Genomic DNA, 17,676 nt, shown 5'->3' with positions numbered 1-17,676 from the left:
GATGAGATTCATGTCAAGAAGAAAAAGAAAGGTTTCATCAAAATATCAAAAACTACTTCCAGCAGCGACACTTGCTGCCTTTCTGCTGGGTAGTTTATTTTATGTCATTTTTGTCTTTAATCCAACGATTGACCTGAGTATCAATGGCCGTCCCTCTATGAAGGTTCGCTCTCGGAGCGAAGCTGAGATTGAAGTTTACAGAGAACTGCCCTATAAGGCGACATTTCAGTTGTCTACGGGGCAACACTTCTCTGTAGATATGCGCTTTTTAGGACTGAGCTATTTCACAGAAGAAGAGCTCAAGCGGCTGGATAATATTTCAGCCAAGACAGTCTGGGATAAGTTTACACCGTTTTTCGATACCAAGGAAAATCTACAGATTTCCATCTATCCTAACCGTCTTTTTTGGCTTAGACCTTTAAACGATGTCTTAGCTGCCCACCCTGATGTTCTCAGTCAGCTTCCAACGACCAATCATCTGGTCATGGACGGCGAGTCTAATGTAAAGGTGGGAGACAAGTCTAATGGCTATAAGATTGACCCTGCTGCTTTTATCCAGGCATCTGAGGAGATTGCCAAGACTGGTAAATTTGATGATGTCAAGGTTGAGAGCACGCCTGTCGAAGCAGAAGATCAGAGTGAACTTCTGAGCCAATATACGCACTTTATAGAGCGTAAGGAAGTACCACTGCCGACCAACGCTGCCCAAGCTCAAAACATGAAAACAGCCTTTTACAAGCTGCAGAATGTTTACTTGGCTCCTGGTGAGACCAAGTCTATCTCAGAATTGTTAGGCGCTTTGAATGCAGAGTCTGGCTATCTGCCAGTCAAGGGCAAGGATAATAAAGAAGTTTACGGTCAGGGTGCTGAGCAGATTATAGATGCCATTCAGCAGCTCGCCTTTTCACGGACCAATGTTATTTCCTATCGAGGACAGTATTTCAACGTCGGAACGCCGGCTGAAGGTTTGACCGAATTGACCATTCAAAACAATACAGAAACAGATATGGTGTTTTCATTAAGTTTGGAGGAGGGGCAAGTATCCATCATTTTGGCATCTAAGTGATACTCAAGGAAAGTCGAAGTTTGACATTGTCACCTGAGATTTTCAAAGAGTATAAAAAGGGAAAAATTATGATTGCAAGTTTAGTATTTATATTAGGTGTCGTATTTGGGAGCTTTTTCAATGTCGTCATCTACCGTGTGCCACTGGAAAAGAGCATTGCCAAAGGTCGGTCTATGTGCCCGTCCTGCGGCCATGTCTTGACTTCGGTGGAGCTGATTCCGGTTGTGTCGATTATCATGCAGGGCTTTAAATGCAAGCACTGCAAGGAGCCGATTTCACCGCGCTATCTCATTGTGGAGCTCCTGACGGGTCTGCTCTGGCTGGCCTCTTATCTGATCTTTCAAGATCAGGGGCCGTGGATGGTTGTTTCAGCCTGTCTCTTGGTGTCACTTTGTCTCATTATCGGTTATATCGATTTTGATACTCAGTACATCTCGGACTCGGTTCTGCTGGTTTTCTGGCTGGGCCGCATGTCTGTTACGTTTTTTACCAATGAGTTTAATTGGGAACTGCTCCTTTCACTGCTAGTCGGCGCTGGTCTCTACTCTCTCATTTATTTTGGGGCCAAGGCTTATTACAAGAAAGAGGCTTTCGGGATGGGAGACATCCTTTACTTAGCTGCCCTGAGCAGTTGGTTTAGCCCTTTGAATACGCTGATTTTGGGATATGGTTCTTTCTTTGTGGCTGGAGCTATTCTCTTAATCGCAACCATCTTTAAGAAATTCAAATTTAAGCTGAAAGAAGAAGTCCCTTTTGGTCCTGCTATGAGTATCATGGCGGTCATCCTATATTTCTGGGGAGGAATCTAGGAAACCAAAAGCGACATAGAAATGGATAGAAAAAATGTTTAGGAAGAAAAAAGTTATTATAGCATTAGCGACAGCTACTGTCTTTTCAGGCAGTGTGTTGTCTGTCAGCCGTCTAGCGGCAAATGAAAAGGCCAGTCTGGATCCGTCTTTAGTGCAGGTATCAGATCAGTTTCAGGCCAAGAAAACAGGAGCAGTCGTCTTTTCAGAAGATGTAACAGTGCCAAGCACAGTGTCAGCCGATTTCATTGATAGTCGTTTGGCTGGCACGCCGATGGCTGGATTGGGAAAAGCTTTCAAAAAAGCAGAGAAAGATCATGGAGTTAATGCAATTTTTCTCGTAGGGCTGGCTATTCACGAATCGGATTACGGCCGCAGTCAGATTGCTCAGGCCAAGCACAACCTGTTTGGTTTCATGGCTTATGACTCCAGTCCTTTTTCCAGTGCAGGAAATTTCGCAACATTTGACGATGGTATAGATACCGTTGCCCGCTATCTTAGCGAGCACTATCTCAAGCCTGGCGGTCAGTTCTACAATGGTAAGAGCATGGCTGCTATCAATGTAAGATACGCATCTGACAAAACTTGGTCAAGCAAGATTATGATTCGTATTCGAAATTTTTTGAAAAAAGGTTAAGGCGGCTGGGACAATCATGTCTCAGCTTGCTTTATTATAGAAAGAATTTCTTTTGGTGAGGTGATTGACGGAGTTTTTGCTGCTCTCTGGGACTCTAAAAATTCCTAATCATCCTCTTGGGACTAAAAAATAAAAAACTTGCTTCTGCGACATCTACATCGTCTTTTATGGCGAAAAATGACTTAATTAGGGGATTTATGAAAAGAAAGATTGACGTAAGCGATGTGTTAAAGGAAGCCTGGGGACTGACTGTTGACTACTTTTTTGTATGGACAGCAGGGCTTGCTATCATTCAACTGCCATTTTTTATTCTGGGGCTGTTAATTCTATTTTTTTCTCCATGGACTTCTACATTTCTTCCAAGTATGATTTTCTTTGGATTTCTGTGCTCTTTTATGATTGCTTATATCCATAAGTTTTCCTTGACCATGGTTCGTAATCCGCAGATGGTGCGAAGAAACTTCTGGAGAGCTGTTGGCTACAGTATTTCTGATGGCTTTTTTGGGCGTTTGCTTTCTATGTCTATTTACGTCTTCATCTTTTTCTTGGCTATGTTACTTCTTTTAGTATACTCCTATAATGTCTTGATGTCAGATGCAAATTTTCAAGAAATTATAGGAACTTGGCTTATTTGGGTTGCAAATAATCAAGAGAAGATGGCTAGTATGCTCTTCCTGGTTTTTTTGATAGCACCAATGTTTAACTTGGTATTCCATTTGTTTTACAGCTATTTTATCGTCTCTCACTTCTTCTTATTGCCCTATATTATTCAAGATACCAACTCCTCTGATAACCTATTGCGTCCTCTGTCAGCCTTTGGTAGCTTGGGCAAGTCTTTTTCTCGTATGAATGGTCAGAGGGGGCGTTACTTACTGGTAGAGCTTGTCTTAAAGCTTATTCCTGTAGTATTGGGTCTAATAGAAGTTTTGAGTTTACTTTTTGGCGATGGCGTGTCTAATGTTGTGGGAATGATTGTTAGTATGATAAATGGCTTTTTGCTGATTTATGCCTTGGCAGCCCGTTCGGTTATGGCCGACATCCTGATGTCTTATGATCGGGAAATAGTTAATTTTGGAGATTAATATTTATGAAAAAATTAGAAAGGGTTTTAGGATTTAGGATAATGAACGATGAATGATGTAAAAGTAACAAGGGTTTTCAGAGAAGCTTGGGTTTTTGTTACAGAATATTATTTTGTTTGGCTGAAAGGCCTTTTGCTGGTCGGAATCCCGCTTGCAACACTGGCTTGGTTTCTTTTTCCGCTGGTGTCGAGTTGGTCTTACCGGTCCATTTTAGTCTTGACCTGTTTGGCTTTTATAATTGCCTTCGGTTTTGCTTACGTCAATAAATTTGCCTTGACAGTGATACGAAATCCGCATATGGTCAAGCTCTATTTTGGCTATGCAGTTTGGTACAGTATCTCAGATGGCTTGCTTACTCGCCTCTTTTATTCCTTCATTGTCAGTGCCGTCCAGGTTCTGATTCTATACATGGGTTGGTCGGCAATTGGCATCAATCTTGGGGTGGCTAGTCTCTTTGCCTTTTATCGGAGGGCAGTAAGTCCAGAGGCCATTGTGATTTTCCAGTTTCTTTTTCCTTTCTTGTTCATGGTTTTTTACCTGCTCTTCACTTATCTGGTTGATTCGCACTTCTTTTTGCTGTCTTATATCATTCAGGATACTAGCTCCAGGGACAATCTGGCCAAGCCGCTTTCTTTTTATGGTTGTCTGAGAAAGTCAGTCCTGCTGATGAAGGAGCGCAGGGGTCGTTATGTTCTGCTCAGCTTTTTTCTAGCTTCTTTTGGTGGGCTGATTGGGCTGGGCACTCATCTCCTGATGGATCTGATAAGGCAGTATATTGGTCCCTTGCTGGGGGAACTGGATGATTTACTTGGCCTGATTCAGATGATTCCTGTCCTAGTTTTCAGTAGCTTTTACTGTGTATTTGTTCTGGTTGTTCGGACAGTTTTTGCCGATACTCTGATGGAAAATGATACAGAAGTGGTGGATTTTGGTGATTAAGTCAAAGTCGCAAGTCCAGACAATAACTTTATAGAAACAAGAGGAAGGATATGAAATCAGTAACAAGAATTTTAATAACAGCTTTGGTGTTAACTGGGATTGGCTTTATCCCCCTACCTTATCAAGTGGAGACCTTGAGACCGGCTTTGAATGCCAAAGACTTTGTCCAAGTTCAAGGAGGAACTAATCAAGGAAAAGGTCAAATCTATGTCATGGCTGTCGGCGTTTCCGATGCTCGGGTGTTCAGTCTCTTTTTGACTTTGCTGCCTAATTACAGGCTGGAAACAGAGTATGTCTCTGTACCTGAAAACTATTTTGATAAGGAGAAGGGACGGGAAGAGCGAGAGAACAGCACTATGGGATCTTCCCATCTCAATGCCTTACAGGTAGCTTATCAAGCATCCGGTCATACTGTTGAGATTAGACATAAAGAGATTTTTGTGGATGCTGTCAGCCAAGAGACGCCGTTAGCTCAGGAGCTGCAGAAAGGCGATGTGATTTTAAAGATTGACAATCAGACTTACACTAGTCCATATGATATTGTCGATCAGATGGAACAGCGGACAGTCGGCGATGTGGTATCAATTGAGTACAGCCGTAATGGTGTAATCGGTTTGGCTAGCGGTCCTGTGATTGTGGATGAGACAACTGGTAAGCCTGGTTTGGGGATTGCATTGGGTTCTAAAGCCAGTGTTGCCATGAATCCTCTGACAAAGTTTAAGAGCAACGGTGTGGCAGGCCCCTCTGGTGGACTCATGTTCAGTTTGGAGCTGTACAATCAGCTCGTGTCTGAAGACATTACCAAAGGAAAAGCTATTGCTGGTACTGGAACGATTGACCACAAGGGAAATGTTGGCCGGATTGGCGGGATAGAGATGAAGGTCATGGCTGCAGATAAGGCAGGCGCTGAGATTTTCTTTGTTCCTGATGATACCATTGACGCTGATATTGCCCAGTACAATCCCAAGCTGCGCTCTAACTACCATGAGGCACTTCGCGCTTCTATCAAAATCAAGAGTAAAATGAAAATCGTCCCTGTCAAAACCTTCAACGAAGCTTTGAACTATCTCAGAGAGATGGAATAAGAGACTTTACTACTCTATAAATAGTCAATAGAAACACAAGCTCTTGCTGGTTATTTATCTGGCCAGGGCTTTTATTATAGAATTTTTTCAAATAATTGCCACCTTGGCACATAAATTCTTGCTTTCCAAATTGAAGTGTGATATATTTATAACATAAAGAGTGTTAAATATTTCTAACATAAGGAAAGGAGTCTATCATGAAAAAAAGTCAAAAAACGGGTGGCCTCATTACAATGATTGCCGCAGCTCTCTTTATTGATTTTACTGTTTTATTTGGTTCCAATCTTAGTTGGGGACCCAAGTTGATTATTCTCGGTATTTCAGTGTTAGGTCAGATTGTAGCTATTTGGGGCTGGCTGCACATGAAACCATGGCCTCATAAGAGTCAGAAAGGTAAGGGAAAGACTATTTTTGACTTGTCTGCTAAGCTATACACGATGCTTTTGTTTGCAGCAACCATTTTTTATACAGTAGGAATTTGGGTTGCAACCCCAAGCGAAGGATCCAGTATTAAGGAATGGATTTTGGGAGTTGGCCTCGTTATTGAAGCGATTGTATTTGGTTTTTTCTCTTTGAAAAATGTCAAGGAAACTCCAGACGAACGCTTTTATGCTAATCTAGCTAAGGCAGCTAGCTTGATGTTTGTTTTTATACTAGGCGCACTGATAATCCTAGCAGTTATCATTGGGTACATGGGTTCTCTCACTCTTTACATGGGTCAGTTCTTTATTAGCATAGCTGCCTTGATTTGCATCTTTGCGGTTGTCTATCTTATTTTGGAACGGAGAGGATAACCATGGCCAAAGAAAGCAAGATTATCACTAATCTCAAATCTGTTCGTGAGTCCATGGGCATGACCCAGCAGGAGCTAGCCGACCGCATCGGCATGCGGCGCGAGACAATTCTGCACTTGGAAAATAACCGCTACAACCCTTCGCTGGAAATGGCTCTCAAAATTGCTCAAGTTTTTAACCTTAAAGTGGAAGATCTCTTTGAACTCAGACAGAAAGAGGAGGCATAATTCTTTTCGAGACCTGCTAGTGACATAAACCAGAATACTCTAGGCAGTTTGCTGCTTAGAGTATTCAATTTGTATATGAATCATCGTTTTTATCTTTTTCCAAAAAATGCTATAATATGAGCAAGTATGTAGAGTATAGAGGTATTAGGTTGGAAAATTGTGTTTATATCATTTCGGGTCCTCCAGGTGTTGGAAAAAGCAGTGTCAGTAAAGAATTAGCCTATTCTTTTGACAAGAGTGCTGTGATAGAAGGCGACATGATTTATTTAATGGTTAAAAGCGGCTTAGTAGCACCTTGGGAAGACGATGGCTACTACATGGATTTATTCTGGGACAATATCATTAGTCTTACCAGCAATTTACTTAATAGAAGCATGACTATCATCATAGACTATGTCATATTCGAGGAACAAATCAAAAAAATTACAGATTTTTTAAAGGCCAGACAAACAAGATTAAAATACTGTGTATTGCTGGCAGAAGAAGAAAAGCTTAAAGAAAGGGACCTATCCAGAAATGAAATAGAAAGAACGGGTGACTTATCAATCAAATCTAGAAAAGAGTTTCTAGCTAAAAATATTACTCAGGAGCATTTCCTTTATACGGATCAGTTAGATATCAGAGAAACTGTGAATCTCATAAAAACAGAAGATCGATTTTTTGTTTAAGAACGAATAAAAGAAAAAAAGCCTTTGAAATACTGATTTCAAAGGCTTTTCTTTATCTCAATTATTTCACTTCTATCTACAGTTTCTAAATCTCTAAATATAATAGAGCTGAAGCAGTGGTAAAACAAATCATCAACAAACTTGGTAATATCTTAGAAAATAATTTCTTTATAGTCCAAGTCGGTTTGCTTTAAATTATACTTTTTTCTTAAACATTTGCTACGAGTAGGTCTTTCTTGTGAGTAATTTTCATCAAAAAATTTCATAGATAAGTCCTATATATAATCATGGAAAAGTAGTAAAAATAGTTGTTATCCTAGTTGATTAAAAAAATCTCTGATTTCCTCATCTTTTATAAAATAATATATAATTTTCCCCTCTCTTCTAGTATCCAAGATGTTTTGATTGGCTAGTTTACGAAGATGGTGGGAGGCAGATGCCATACTGAGATTTAATAAACAGGCTATATCGCAGACACAGAGTTCTTCGACGGCAAGGAGATAAAAGATGATATTTATCTGTTTATTATCGGTAAATTTTGATAAAATGCGAAGTGATTTTTGGACTTTTTCCTTTTCAAGGTAGTTCGATGCGGTTGTAACATTTTGTTGATTTATAACATCCACTTGACAGATACTATCTTTTTTCATAATTTTTTCTCCTAGCCTAACACAGCCCATAGCATGTCAAAGCTGTTGTTTTCAATCAGGATATACATCCCCAATCCTAAATAGACAACGGCAATAAACCATCTGCTATATTTTTCCAAAGTTTCTCCAACAGAAGGGACTTGTGCCAATTTTTGGGCAGAAAAAACCAAGAGATAAATCATGACTAGAAAGGTAAGTAAAGCCACTATCAAATTCGCTAAATTTAAGGTAATAAAATATGGGACAAAAACACCAATATTGTCAGCACCACAACTTGCAAAAGTAATCATAGCGACTAGAAAAATCAGGTTTTTATTATCTTTGCGCAAACCATCTTTTGCAATAGCTTCTCCATCAGAATCTCCTAAAAGCAAAACTTTGAGTCCTAGGAAAATTGGAATCAAACCGAGTAAACCTAAAATCTCTTTACTAGGAATATAATTTAAGACAAATGCAAAAAGCAAACTTAGGAATATTAGACTAACAGAGCCTAGAAATTGTCCTAAATAGATGTTAATGATGTCCTTTCTGCTTTTTCTTTTGGCAAAAAATAACATTAGGATAATAAGTAAGTCTACGGCTGTCCCAGAATACAGGATTATCGAAGTAACAATATTTTGAACCATAAAACACCTCATTCAAATATATTTTTGAATGTATTTTAACATTAAACTTTGTAGATGTCAACTTCAGCTCCATCAAAATATAGATAAGAAGGTAGTGTACCAAATATTAAAAAGCCCTGCCATCGAAATTATAGCAGGGCTTAACTTCAATATCCAGATGATATATTTATCTAAAAAAGGTAGAGAAAAAGGTAGAGTTTGAATTGAAATACAGTACAATATATCGCATTTGGCAAAAAGAAAAAACGCTTGAAATCAGCGTTTTTCTTCTGTATTGATTCGTATTGAATGCTTACTTCACTTCTGTAAACACAACGTGCTTGCGAAGTTTTGGTGAGTATTTCTTCAATTGAAGACGGTCTGGTGTGTTGCGTTTGTTTTTAGAAGTAAGGTACAAGCGTTCACCAGATTCTTTGTGTTCAAGTGTAATATTTACGCGCATGGTAGCTCCCTTCTATTATTCTGCTGCAGCAGCTTTGGCGATCTTACGGCCCTTGTAGTATCCTTTAAGGGATACACGGTGAGAGCGTGAGTAGTCACCAGTAGTTTCGTCAAAAGTTACAGTTGGAGCTGTCACTTTGTAGTGAGTGCGGCGTTTGTTTTTCTTCGCTTTGGAAGTGCGACGTGCAGGTACTGCCATTGTTTGTTTCTCCTTTTAGTTTGTGAATTCGATTCAATTTGATTATTTTCATCAACTTTAACAGTATAACAAAACTTTTTTGTAAAGTAAAGTTACTTGACAGATTTTTTTCTTCTTTTTGAAAAACCCCTGAGCTTCTAGTTGTCTTCTTTTTGCTTGATAGGAAAAAGTTTCAAATCCGCCTCTATATTTTCCCAATCTTCTGAAAATTTAAAAATTTTCCTCTGTAAAATGCAGCCTAAGTGTGGTATAATAAAGCACAAAGATTACAGCAATGAAAGGGAAAGATATGACAGATAAGGACATTCGTCACAGAAGTAAGATTTATGACAGTATGGTTAAATCTCCTAACCGTGCCATGCTTCGCGCGACGGGGATGACTGATAAAGATTTTGAAACGCCTATTGTTGGGGTGATTTCCACTTGGGCGGAAAATACACCTTGTAACATCCATTTGCATGATTTGGGCAAGCTAGCCAAGGAAGGTATCAAAGCAGAGGGCGCTTGGCCTGTTCAGTACGGGACTATTACGGTTGCGGACGGAATTGCCATGGGAACGCCAGGTATGCGCTTCTCTCTGACCTCACGCGACATCATCGCAGACTCCATCGAGGCTGCAATGGGTGGGCATAATGTGGATGCCTTTGTAGCTATCGGGGGCTGTGATAAAAATATGCCTGGCTCCATGATTGCCATTGCTAATATGGATATTCCTGCTGTCTTTGCCTACGGCGGAACGATTGCGCCGGGGAATCTGGACGGCAAGGATATTGACTTGGTTTCTGTCTTTGAAGGAATTGGGAAATGGAACCATGGTGACTTGACAGCTGAGGAAGTGCGCCGCATTGAGTGTAATGCATGCCCTGGTCCTGGTGGCTGTGGCGGTATGTATACGGCCAACACTATGGCGACGGCTATTGAAGTTCTGGGCATGAGCTTGCCAGGCTCTTCTTCTCACCCAGCTGAGTCCAAGGATAAGCAAGAGGATATCGAAGCAGCTGGTCGTGCTGTTGTGAAAATGCTGAAAATGGGGCTGAAGCCGTCTGACATCTTGACACGCGAAGCCTTTGAAGATGCAATCACAGTGACCATGGCTCTGGGTGGTTCTACAAATGCTACTCTGCACTTGCTGGCCATGGCGCATGCGGCCAATGTTGAGCTGACTCTTGATGACTTTAATGTCATTCAAGAGAAGGTACCACATTTGGCTGACTTGAAACCATCCGGTCAGTATGTCTTCCAAGACCTTTATGAGGTTGGGGGAGTGCCGGCTGTGATGAAATATCTCTTGGCGAACGGCTTCCTGCATGGCGACCGCATTACTTGTACAGGTAAAACGGTGGCAGAGAATCTGGCAGAATTTGCTGATCTGACACCAGGTCAAAAGGTTATTATGCCGCTTGAAAATCCAAAACGTGCAGACGGTCCGCTTATCATCTTGCATGGGAATCTGGCTCCAGATGGTGCTGTTGCTAAGGTTTCTGGTGTTAAAGTACGCCGTCACGTCGGACCAGCCAAGGTCTTTGACTCAGAAGAAGCAGCTATTGATGCTGTACTGGCTGATGAAGTGGTCGATGGCGATGTGGTCGTGGTTCGCTATGTTGGACCAAAGGGTGGCCCTGGTATGCCAGAAATGCTGTCACTTTCTTCTATCATCGTAGGGAAAGGTCAAGGGGACAAGGTGGCACTTCTAACTGACGGCCGCTTCTCAGGCGGTACTTACGGCTTGGTTGTCGGACACATTGCTCCGGAAGCTCAGGATGGTGGCCCGATTGCCTATCTTCGTACAGGCGATATGGTCACGGTTGACCAAGACACCAAGGAAATTTCTATGGCGATCTCTGACGAAGAGCTGGCGAAACGTAAGGCAGAAACGACTATTCCACCGCTTTATAGCCGCGGGGTATTGGGTAAATATGCCCACATGGTATCTTCTGCTGCTAAAGGTGCTGTTACTGACTTCTGGAAACCAGAAGAAACCGGCAAGAAATAGCCTATATATGACAAAAGAACCCGCTAGTTTTTCTAGCGGGTTTGATATTTTTATTTTAAATACTGATAAGTTAATTATTTTCTTATCTAGGACTGATTCCCAAAGCAATGCGGCCGAAGCGACTGATACGAGTGATTTTCCAAGCAGGAGACCAAGTAACCTCAACAGAGGCACTTTCAATCTCATCAATTTTCTTAAGAGAGTCCATAATGGCGATGGGCAGACTCTCAGCACAGTCGCAGGCTGTATCAGTAAAGGTCATAACAACCTTGCAGTGGCCGTTTTCGTCTAAGTTAATTTCATAAATCAACCCTAAGTTATAAACATCCAACTCTACATCCGGATCGTAAATACGCTCGAGCTTCTCCACCAATTTATCCTGAATGGCAGCTGCTCGGTCATTGATTTTGATATCGTCTCTCATTGCTATCCCCTTCTATCTCAGTTGAATTGTTTTTATTTTCTCACAATTCAGACTTTTTTTCAAGCTATTTTGGAACATGAAAACGGATTTAGTTCTTCCAAACGAAAAATCCCTTTCGGGCTCCTCAAAATGGCGGACTTATGATAGAATATAAGTACTAAAGAAGGCGGAGGTCAGAAGATGAAATTACAAAAACCTAAAGGAACTCAGGACATTCTTCCTCAGGAATCAGCCAAGTGGCAGTATGTAGAAGACTTTGCCCGCAAGACATTTAAAAAATATAATTACGGCGAAATCCGCACGCCGATTTTTGAGCACTATGAAGTCATCAGCCGCTCGGTCGGGGATACGACAGACATCGTGACCAAGGAAATGTATGACTTCTATGACAAGGGCGACCGCCATATCACGCTGCGTCCAGAGGGGACAGCGCCTGTGGTGCGTTCTTATGTAGAGAACAAGCTTTTTGCTCCTGAAGTGCAAAAGCCTGTCAAAGTCTACTATATGGGCTCTATGTTCCGCTATGAGCGACCTCAGGCTGGCCGTCTGCGCGAGTTTCACCAGATTGGAGCAGAGTGTTTTGGATCCAGTAATCCTGCTACAGATGTAGAAATGATTGCCATGGCGGCTCAATTTTTCAAGGATATTGGCATTACCAATGTCAGCTTGGAGCTTAACTCGCTAGGGAATCCTGAGAGCAGAGCTGCTTATCGTCAGGCCTTGATTGATTATCTGACTCCACTGAAGGCTAGCCTCTCAGCCGATAGCCAACGTCGCTTGGAGGAGAATCCGCTGCGCGTGCTGGATTCTAAAGAGCCCGAGGACAAGGCGGCTGTAGAAGGCGCTCCGTCTATTCTGGACTATCTGGATGAGAAGAGCAGTACCTACTTTGCGGCTGTTCGTTCCATGCTGAAGACCCTGCGAATCCCTTATGTCATCAATACCAATATGGTTCGTGGACTAGACTACTATAATCACACAATTTTCGAGTTTACGACAGAGGTAGCTGGCAGTCAACTGACCATTTGTGCTGGCGGCCGTTATGATGGACTGGTGGCTTACTTTGGTGGTCCGGAGACGCCAGGTGTTGGCTTTGGTATGGGCTTAGAACGTCTACTTCTCGTACTTAAAAAGCAAGGAGTAGATCTGCCGATTGAAACCGCTCTGGATGTTTATGTAGCTGTTTTAGGACCTGGTGCCAATGACAGAGCATTGAAGTTAGTGCAGGCTCTCCGCGCACAGGGATTTGCGGCAGAAAGGGATTATCTAGACCGCAAGCTCAAGGCTCAGTTTAAGTCGGCTGACATCTTTAAAGCCAAAACTCTTATCACCTTGGGGGAAAGCGAAGTGGAGAGCGGTCAGGTGACTGTTAAGAACAATCATAATCGTGAGGAGATTACTGTTAGCCTAGACAAAATCCAAAAAAAACTATCAGCTTATTTTTGAGAAGTTGGGGTTTTAAGCAAAGTGCACAATTCCTATTCCATAAAAAATACTACAGTTTTGTTACAAGAATATGATATAAACCAACAAGTGGATGATATTTTGGTATAATGGTCATATTCTATTAATTTAAAAGGAGAAACGATGAAAAAAATCCTTAAATTTGGTGTATTGCCTGCCTGTGTTCTTTTGCTTGGAGCTTGCTCAATGCTACCAAGAACGGAGAAGAAAAAATCAGAAGATGTGAAGACAGAGCAATCATCTTCATCCTCATCTGAGAAAGAAACGAATGAAAAGCGAATTGAGAAAGATGCCGATATTATTCTGCGAGCAGTCTTTACAGATCATTCTTCAGGTTTTACAACCTTGATGGGGACTTCTGTTGACAAATGGAAGAAAGGAATTTCTCAAGCCTACGTAGATGAAAACATATCCAAATATACGCCAGAAGAAGATTATACTATCGATTTAAAGACTGAATCGTTTACTCCATCAAAAACTTTAGAGTTGTTTGATCAGGCTCGTTTTAAAGTTTTGGCAACTATTGGGGATGATTTTGAGATTACTGGTGTTGAGGATGATGAAGATACTGCAACAGTAACGTTTAAGTCTCGTGCTATTGCAACCCGTGATTTGGCGAATGTGATTAATCTTGCTAAAGCGAGTCTCTTTGAAAATGGAATTGAAGATGTAAAAGAGTTGGAAGATTCGACTGATCCGGATCTTGAAAAACGTTTAGCTCTGCTTAATAACTTCCTTTTCTACTATGCTTTTGATCGTATGAATGAGGACTTTGGTTACATTGAACCACGTGAGTTTACAATGGAGTTAACTAAAACCAAGGAAGGTCGCTACATTCTTACTGATGAGAGCTTCCTTGAATTACGGAAATCTATTTTTGTGAATGAGTATTCGTCTAATGATGCTGAAACACGTAAAGGAAACAAAACAACAGATTCTGGATCAAAATCTGACTCAAGTTCATCTTCATCATCTGATAAATCAAAAGTGTAACAACTTTGATTAAAATAATTTTAATTTTTAATCATTTATTGATAAGCGATAAAAATTAACTAAGAGAGATAAATTCTCTCTTTTTTGATGTTTAAATCGAAGAACCTCCTCTTTTTGAAGTTAGGAAAAACTATATCTTAGGTATTTTATTTTTGGATATTCTTGATAAGTGAGTTAATTGTTAAAGCCTTAAGTTTATAAAATTTGGAGTATTGTATTTGAAATTATGTACTAAATCAATTATGATTTAGCTATTTATTATAATATCGTTTTAAATTGTTGTAGAGGAAGTATCAGTTGATACACTGCATATTATGCTATAATAGTCTATAGAAAGTCGAGGGAATGATGAAGAAAATATTATTGGTGGTTGTGGTGCAGGGTTTGGCTATCTTTGTGATTACTGGTCTGCTTTGTTATTTTATGCGGGGTGATTTTTTCTTCCGTGCCTTGGCGCCGATTTTTGGTCTGGCAGCGGGAGTTTTTCGCTTCGTGACGGCCATGGTGACAAAAGCATTTGCGCCTAGTCTCTATGAGGATCGCAAGAAAAAGGAATAATCTATAGAGTAGACAGTGGGTCTGGGGTCTTTGCCTCAGGCCTTTTGTCATAACTGTCAGCATTAGAAATAATGTGCTTTAATATTTTTCAGAAAAAGAACGGACAGAAGGGCTTTCTTAGGCTCTTTGTGGTAAAATAGTAACAGAATTAAAAATTTGGAGAGTAAAGATGAAACGTTCTATGTATGCTGGGCGTGTTCGCAAGGAGCATGTTGGTCAGGAAGTCACTTTGAAGGGCTGGGTTGCCCGCCGTCGGGATTTGGGCGGTCTGATTTTCATTGATTTGCGCGACCGCGAGGGCATTATGCAGCTGGTCATCAATCCTGAGACAGTGTCTGCAGAGGTCATGGCAACCGCAGAAAGCCTGCGCAGTGAGTTTGTGCTGGAGGTGACAGGCAAGGTGGCTGCGCGTGAGCAGGCTAATGACAAGCTGGCAACAGGAAGCGTGGAGCTGCATGTGGAAAGCCTGACTGTCTTAAATACAGCCAAGACAACTCCTTTTGAAATCAAAGACGGCATCGAGGTGAATGACGATACGCGCTTGCGCTACCGTTATCTGGACTTGCGCCGGCCAGAGATGCTGGAGAACTTCAAGCTCCGTGCCAAGGTGACTCACTCTATCCGCAACTATCTAGATGAGCTGGAGTTTCTTGATGTGGAAACACCTTTCCTATCTAAGTCAACGCCAGAAGGAGCGCGTGATTACTTGGTGCCTAGCCGAGTTCATCAGGGGCATTTTTACGCTCTGCCACAGAGTCCGCAGATTACCAAACAGCTCTTGATGAATGCTGGTTTCGACCGTTATTACCAGATTGTAAAATGTTTCCGAGACGAGGACTTGCGTGGTGATCGTCAGCCAGAGTTTACTCAGGTGGACTTGGAGACTTCTTTCTTGTCTGGTCAGGAGATTCAGGACATTACAGAAGGCTTGATTGCTCGTGTTATGAAGGAAACTAAGGGCATTGACGTTGAGCTGCCTTTCCCCCGCATGAAGTATGATGATGCTATGGCTCTTTATGGGGTTGATAAGCCAGATACACGCTTTGAGATGTTGCTGCAGGACTTGACAGAGCTTGTCAAGGGAGTTGACTTCAAGGTCTTTTCAGAGGCTCCAGCTGTCAAGGCTATCGTCGTGAAAAATGCTGCAGATAAATACTCTCGCAAAGATATTGACAAACTGACAGAGCAAGCAAAACAGCATGGTGCTAAGGGGCTTGCTTGGGTGAAAGTGGCTGATGGTGAGCTGGCTGGTCCAGTTGCTAAGTTCTTAACAGACTTGACAAATCCGTTGACAGAAGCTTTACAGCTTGAAAATAATGACCTGGTGCTCTTTGTGGCTGATACTTTGGAAGTGGCAAATGCAGCTTTGGGAGCTCTTCGGGTGCGTTTGGCCAAGGAGTTAGACTTGATAGACCCAGATTCATTTAACTACCTTTGGGTGGTGGACTGGCCAATGTTTGAATGGTCAGAAGAAGAGGGTCGCTACATGAGCGCCCACCATCCTTTCACCTTACCGCAGAAAGATTCTGAGCAAGAACTAGAAGGAGACCTGAGCAAGGTACGGGCTGTGGCCTATGATATCGTCCTCAATGGCTATGAGCTGGGTGGCGGAAGTCTTCGGATCAACCAGAAAGACTTGCAGGAGCGGATGTTCAAGGCGCTTGGATTCTCAAATCAAGAAGCTACTGAGCAGTTTGGCTTCCTTCTGGAGGCTATGGACTATGGTTTTCCACCGCATGGCGGCTTGGCTTTGGGCTTGGACCGCTTTGTGATGCTCTTGGCTGGTGAAGAAAATATTCGTGAAGTCATTGCCTTTCCAAAGAATAACAAGGCTTCTGATCCAATGACACAGGCACCTAGTCCAGTATCGGTCGCTCAATTAGAGGAATTAAGTTTACAAGTGGAAGCACATGAAGAAGACTAATTTTTATAAACTCTTTCGCTATTATGTCCGCAGGTTTGCTTATAATTTTAAGATTTTGCGGTCTTTAAAGAGTATCTCGCGTGAGAAGTACGATGAGAAGATTTCTGCCTCGCTTGTCTATGGCTTTTTGTCGGCTGTCGCAGTCAATTTCTTCTTTCAGCCGGGGCATGTTTATTCCAGCGGGGCGACTGGTCTGGCGCAGGTCATTACTGCCCTCAGTACTCGTTTCTTAGGTTTCACCATTCCGGTTTCTGTGACTTTTTACGCCATCAATATTCCGCTCATGATCCTGGCCTGGTACCAGATTGGGCATAAGTTTACCATTTTTACCTTTATCACGGTTACGATGAGCTCGCTCTTTATCCAGTTTGTGCCGGAAGTGACCTTGACTGATAATCCTATTATCAACGCCCTTTTCGGCGGTGTGGTCATGGGGGCGGGGATTGGCTTTGCCCTTAAGTCCAGTATTTCCAGCGGTGGGACGGATATTGTCAGTCTGACTGTTCGCAAGAAAACAGGTAGGAATGTCGGCCATATTTCCTTTATTGTCAATGGGATTATTATGCTGATTGCGGGTCTGACCTTTGGATGGGAATATGCGCTGTACTCCATGATTACCATTTTTGTATCTAGCCGGGTGACGGATGCTGTCTTTACCAAGCAGAAGCGCATGCAGGCTATGATTATCACCAGCCATCCGGACAGGGTGATTGATAAGATTCACAACAAGCTGCATCGCGGGGCGACAGTGATCCATGGCGCCGAGGGAACTTACAATCATGAGCAAAAAGCCGTTCTGGTGACGGTTATTACCCGAGCTGAGTTTAATGAATTCAAGCAAATCATGAAAAATACGGATCCAACTGCCTTTGTCTCCGTAGCGGACAATGTCCATATCTTAGGACTCTTTGTGGAGGAGTGAAGATATTCGTTGAGTTTGGGAAAGCAAAGCAGTATAGTGTGGGAGTTTGTGCTTAAAATGAGCTTTTATGATAGGAGATTCATATGCGGTAGGACAATAGTCCCACCGCTTTCTATTCTCTATGATGGAGGGTGGAAATCTTAAGTAAGAAAGGATATACAAACGCAGGAGATTTTCA

20 protein-coding genes and 1 pseudogene are annotated in these 17,676 nt (G+C 41.9%); 16 read left to right on the top strand and 5 right to left on the bottom strand.

What is annotated here, in order from left to right:
- The first annotated feature begins 1 nt into the window (after position 1).
- From ELZ47_RS11435 to ELZ47_RS11395, 9 genes are all read left to right on the top strand, one after another.
- Positions 2–1,066 (top strand): VanW family protein, encoded by a 1,065-nt coding sequence (locus ELZ47_RS11435; protein WP_124765700.1) that lies wholly within the window; start codon positions 2–4, stop codon positions 1,064–1,066.
- Positions 1,063–1,875, top strand: coding sequence for a prepilin peptidase (locus tag ELZ47_RS11430; protein ID WP_164549617.1), 813 nt, complete (start codon positions 1,063–1,065; stop codon positions 1,873–1,875). The genes ELZ47_RS11435 and ELZ47_RS11430 overlap by 4 nt, the downstream gene beginning before the upstream one ends.
- Before the next feature lie 34 nt (positions 1,876–1,909).
- Positions 1,910–2,509, top strand: a complete 600-nt coding sequence (locus ELZ47_RS11425) for a glucosaminidase domain-containing protein (protein ID WP_126436058.1) — start codon at positions 1,910–1,912, stop codon at positions 2,507–2,509.
- A gap of 167 nt (positions 2,510–2,676) precedes the next feature.
- Complete coding sequence (locus ELZ47_RS11420) at positions 2,677–3,591, top strand: hypothetical protein (RefSeq protein WP_126436057.1); 915 nt, start codon at positions 2,677–2,679, stop codon at positions 3,589–3,591.
- A gap of 48 nt (positions 3,592–3,639) precedes the next feature.
- Complete coding sequence (locus ELZ47_RS11415) at positions 3,640–4,530, top strand: hypothetical protein (RefSeq protein ID WP_126436056.1); 891 nt, start codon at positions 3,640–3,642, stop codon at positions 4,528–4,530.
- 50 nt (positions 4,531–4,580) lie between these two features.
- Complete coding sequence (locus ELZ47_RS11410) at positions 4,581–5,615, top strand: SepM family pheromone-processing serine protease (RefSeq protein ID WP_126436055.1); 1,035 nt, start codon at positions 4,581–4,583, stop codon at positions 5,613–5,615.
- A gap of 197 nt (positions 5,616–5,812) precedes the next feature.
- On the top strand, positions 5,813–6,409 hold the full coding sequence (locus ELZ47_RS11405; protein ID WP_125434479.1) for a DUF3796 domain-containing protein: 597 nt from the start codon (positions 5,813–5,815) through the stop codon (positions 6,407–6,409).
- 2 nt (positions 6,410–6,411) lie between these two features.
- Positions 6,412–6,636, top strand: a complete 225-nt coding sequence (locus ELZ47_RS11400; protein ID WP_002894155.1) for a helix-turn-helix transcriptional regulator — start codon at positions 6,412–6,414, stop codon at positions 6,634–6,636.
- Positions 6,637–6,785: 149 nt separating this feature from the next.
- A complete protein-coding gene (locus ELZ47_RS11395) occupies positions 6,786–7,304 on the top strand; it encodes an AAA family ATPase (protein WP_173306647.1) in 519 nt (172 codons plus the stop codon).
- Positions 7,305–7,615: 311 nt separating this feature from the next.
- On the opposite strand, the gene cadX is transcribed toward ELZ47_RS11395, so the two are convergent.
- Both cadX and ELZ47_RS11385 read right to left on the bottom strand, forming a co-directional pair.
- On the bottom strand, positions 7,616–7,954 hold the full coding sequence (gene cadX, locus ELZ47_RS11390; RefSeq protein ID WP_032916123.1) for a Cd(II)/Zn(II)-sensing metalloregulatory transcriptional regulator CadX: 339 nt from the start codon (positions 7,952–7,954) through the stop codon (positions 7,616–7,618).
- 11 nt (positions 7,955–7,965) lie between these two features.
- A complete protein-coding gene (locus tag ELZ47_RS11385; protein WP_331852792.1) occupies positions 7,966–8,580 on the bottom strand; it encodes a CadD family cadmium resistance transporter in 615 nt (204 codons plus the stop codon).
- Positions 8,581–8,608: 28 nt separating this feature from the next.
- Between ELZ47_RS11385 and ELZ47_RS12035 the strand changes: the two genes are divergently transcribed.
- Complete coding sequence (locus tag ELZ47_RS12035; protein WP_002894150.1) at positions 8,609–8,782, top strand: hypothetical protein; 174 nt, start codon at positions 8,609–8,611, stop codon at positions 8,780–8,782.
- A 90-nt stretch (positions 8,783–8,872) separates the two neighbouring features.
- On the opposite strand, the gene rpmG is transcribed toward ELZ47_RS12035, so the two are convergent.
- Both rpmG and rpmF read right to left on the bottom strand, forming a co-directional pair.
- Positions 8,873–9,022, bottom strand: a complete 150-nt coding sequence (rpmG, locus tag ELZ47_RS11375) for a 50S ribosomal protein L33 (protein ID WP_001265622.1) — start codon at positions 9,020–9,022, stop codon at positions 8,873–8,875.
- A 15-nt stretch (positions 9,023–9,037) separates the two neighbouring features.
- Positions 9,038–9,220 carry a 50S ribosomal protein L32 gene (gene rpmF, locus ELZ47_RS11370; RefSeq protein WP_002894148.1) on the bottom strand — a complete coding sequence of 61 codons (183 nt, stop codon included), beginning with the start codon at positions 9,218–9,220 and terminating at the stop codon, positions 9,038–9,040.
- A gap of 289 nt (positions 9,221–9,509) precedes the next feature.
- Between rpmF and ilvD the strand changes: the two genes are divergently transcribed.
- Entirely contained in the window at positions 9,510–11,213 is a 1,704-nt protein-coding gene (ilvD, locus tag ELZ47_RS11365) for a dihydroxy-acid dehydratase (protein WP_126436053.1), read from the top strand.
- 82 nt (positions 11,214–11,295) lie between these two features.
- On the opposite strand, the gene ELZ47_RS11360 is transcribed toward ilvD, so the two are convergent.
- On the bottom strand, positions 11,296–11,637 hold the full coding sequence (locus tag ELZ47_RS11360; protein WP_002899327.1) for a metal-sulfur cluster assembly factor: 342 nt from the start codon (positions 11,635–11,637) through the stop codon (positions 11,296–11,298).
- A 180-nt stretch (positions 11,638–11,817) separates the two neighbouring features.
- Between ELZ47_RS11360 and hisS the strand changes: the two are divergent.
- The 5 genes and pseudogenes from hisS to ELZ47_RS11335 all read left to right on the top strand — a co-directional run bounded on the left by hisS (position 11,818) and on the right by ELZ47_RS11335 (position 17,498).
- Positions 11,818–13,099, top strand: a pseudogene (gene hisS, locus ELZ47_RS11355) (histidine--tRNA ligase).
- Between the two features lie 125 nt (positions 13,100–13,224).
- Positions 13,225–14,094: a hypothetical protein gene (locus ELZ47_RS11350; protein ID WP_125332151.1), complete on the top strand. Its 870-nt coding sequence runs from the start codon at positions 13,225–13,227 to the stop codon at positions 14,092–14,094.
- 345 nt (positions 14,095–14,439) lie between these two features.
- The gene (locus tag ELZ47_RS11345; protein ID WP_125332153.1) at positions 14,440–14,652 is read left to right on the top strand and encodes a hypothetical protein; all 213 of its coding nucleotides are present in this window, start codon (positions 14,440–14,442) and stop codon (positions 14,650–14,652) included.
- 169 nt (positions 14,653–14,821) lie between these two features.
- Positions 14,822–16,576: an aspartate--tRNA ligase gene (aspS, locus tag ELZ47_RS11340; RefSeq protein ID WP_126436051.1), complete on the top strand. Its 1,755-nt coding sequence runs from the start codon at positions 14,822–14,824 to the stop codon at positions 16,574–16,576.
- Positions 16,563–17,498 (top strand): YitT family protein, encoded by a 936-nt coding sequence (locus ELZ47_RS11335; RefSeq protein ID WP_126436050.1) that lies wholly within the window; start codon positions 16,563–16,565, stop codon positions 17,496–17,498. The genes aspS and ELZ47_RS11335 overlap by 14 nt, the downstream gene beginning before the upstream one ends.
- Positions 17,499–17,676: the final 178 nt, after the last annotated feature.

The organism is Streptococcus sanguinis (assembly GCF_900635155.1).
GTDB classification, from domain to species: Bacteria; Bacillota; Bacilli; order Lactobacillales; family Streptococcaceae; genus Streptococcus; species Streptococcus sanguinis_G.
Note: the sequence above shows the minus strand (reverse complement) of the source record. Positions and strands in the feature narration are given on the sequence as shown.

What these genes read in the sequence shown, in the direction of transcription:
- ilvD (WP_126436053.1), top strand. Translation starts at nt 9,510, where the DNA reads ATGACAGATAAGGACATTCGTCACAGAAGTAAGATTTATGACAGTATG.
- ELZ47_RS11415 (WP_126436056.1), top strand. Translation starts at nt 3,640, where the DNA reads ATGAATGATGTAAAAGTAACAAGGGTTTTCAGAGAAGCTTGGGTTTTT.
- ELZ47_RS12035 (WP_002894150.1), top strand. Translation starts at nt 8,609, where the DNA reads ATGTATTTTAACATTAAACTTTGTAGATGTCAACTTCAGCTCCATCAA.
- ELZ47_RS11435 (WP_124765700.1), top strand. Translation starts at nt 2, where the DNA reads ATGAGATTCATGTCAAGAAGAAAAAGAAAGGTTTCATCAAAATATCAA.
- rpmF (WP_002894148.1), bottom strand. Translation starts at nt 9,220, where the DNA reads ATGGCAGTACCTGCACGTCGCACTTCCAAAGCGAAGAAAAACAAACGC.
- ELZ47_RS11385 (WP_331852792.1), bottom strand. Translation starts at nt 8,580, where the DNA reads ATGGTTCAAAATATTGTTACTTCGATAATCCTGTATTCTGGGACAGCC.
- ELZ47_RS11420 (WP_126436057.1), top strand. Translation starts at nt 2,677, where the DNA reads ATGGCGAAAAATGACTTAATTAGGGGATTTATGAAAAGAAAGATTGAC.
- aspS (WP_126436051.1), top strand. Translation starts at nt 14,822, where the DNA reads ATGAAACGTTCTATGTATGCTGGGCGTGTTCGCAAGGAGCATGTTGGT.
- ELZ47_RS11335 (WP_126436050.1), top strand. Translation starts at nt 16,563, where the DNA reads ATGAAGAAGACTAATTTTTATAAACTCTTTCGCTATTATGTCCGCAGG.
- ELZ47_RS11345 (WP_125332153.1), top strand. Translation starts at nt 14,440, where the DNA reads ATGATGAAGAAAATATTATTGGTGGTTGTGGTGCAGGGTTTGGCTATC.
- ELZ47_RS11360 (WP_002899327.1), bottom strand. Translation starts at nt 11,637, where the DNA reads ATGAGAGACGATATCAAAATCAATGACCGAGCAGCTGCCATTCAGGAT.
- cadX (WP_032916123.1), bottom strand. Translation starts at nt 7,954, where the DNA reads ATGAAAAAAGATAGTATCTGTCAAGTGGATGTTATAAATCAACAAAAT.
- ELZ47_RS11405 (WP_125434479.1), top strand. Translation starts at nt 5,813, where the DNA reads ATGAAAAAAAGTCAAAAAACGGGTGGCCTCATTACAATGATTGCCGCA.
- rpmG (WP_001265622.1), bottom strand. Translation starts at nt 9,022, where the DNA reads ATGCGCGTAAATATTACACTTGAACACAAAGAATCTGGTGAACGCTTG.
- ELZ47_RS11350 (WP_125332151.1), top strand. Translation starts at nt 13,225, where the DNA reads ATGAAAAAAATCCTTAAATTTGGTGTATTGCCTGCCTGTGTTCTTTTG.
- ELZ47_RS11400 (WP_002894155.1), top strand. Translation starts at nt 6,412, where the DNA reads ATGGCCAAAGAAAGCAAGATTATCACTAATCTCAAATCTGTTCGTGAG.
- ELZ47_RS11410 (WP_126436055.1), top strand. Translation starts at nt 4,581, where the DNA reads ATGAAATCAGTAACAAGAATTTTAATAACAGCTTTGGTGTTAACTGGG.
- ELZ47_RS11425 (WP_126436058.1), top strand. Translation starts at nt 1,910, where the DNA reads ATGTTTAGGAAGAAAAAAGTTATTATAGCATTAGCGACAGCTACTGTC.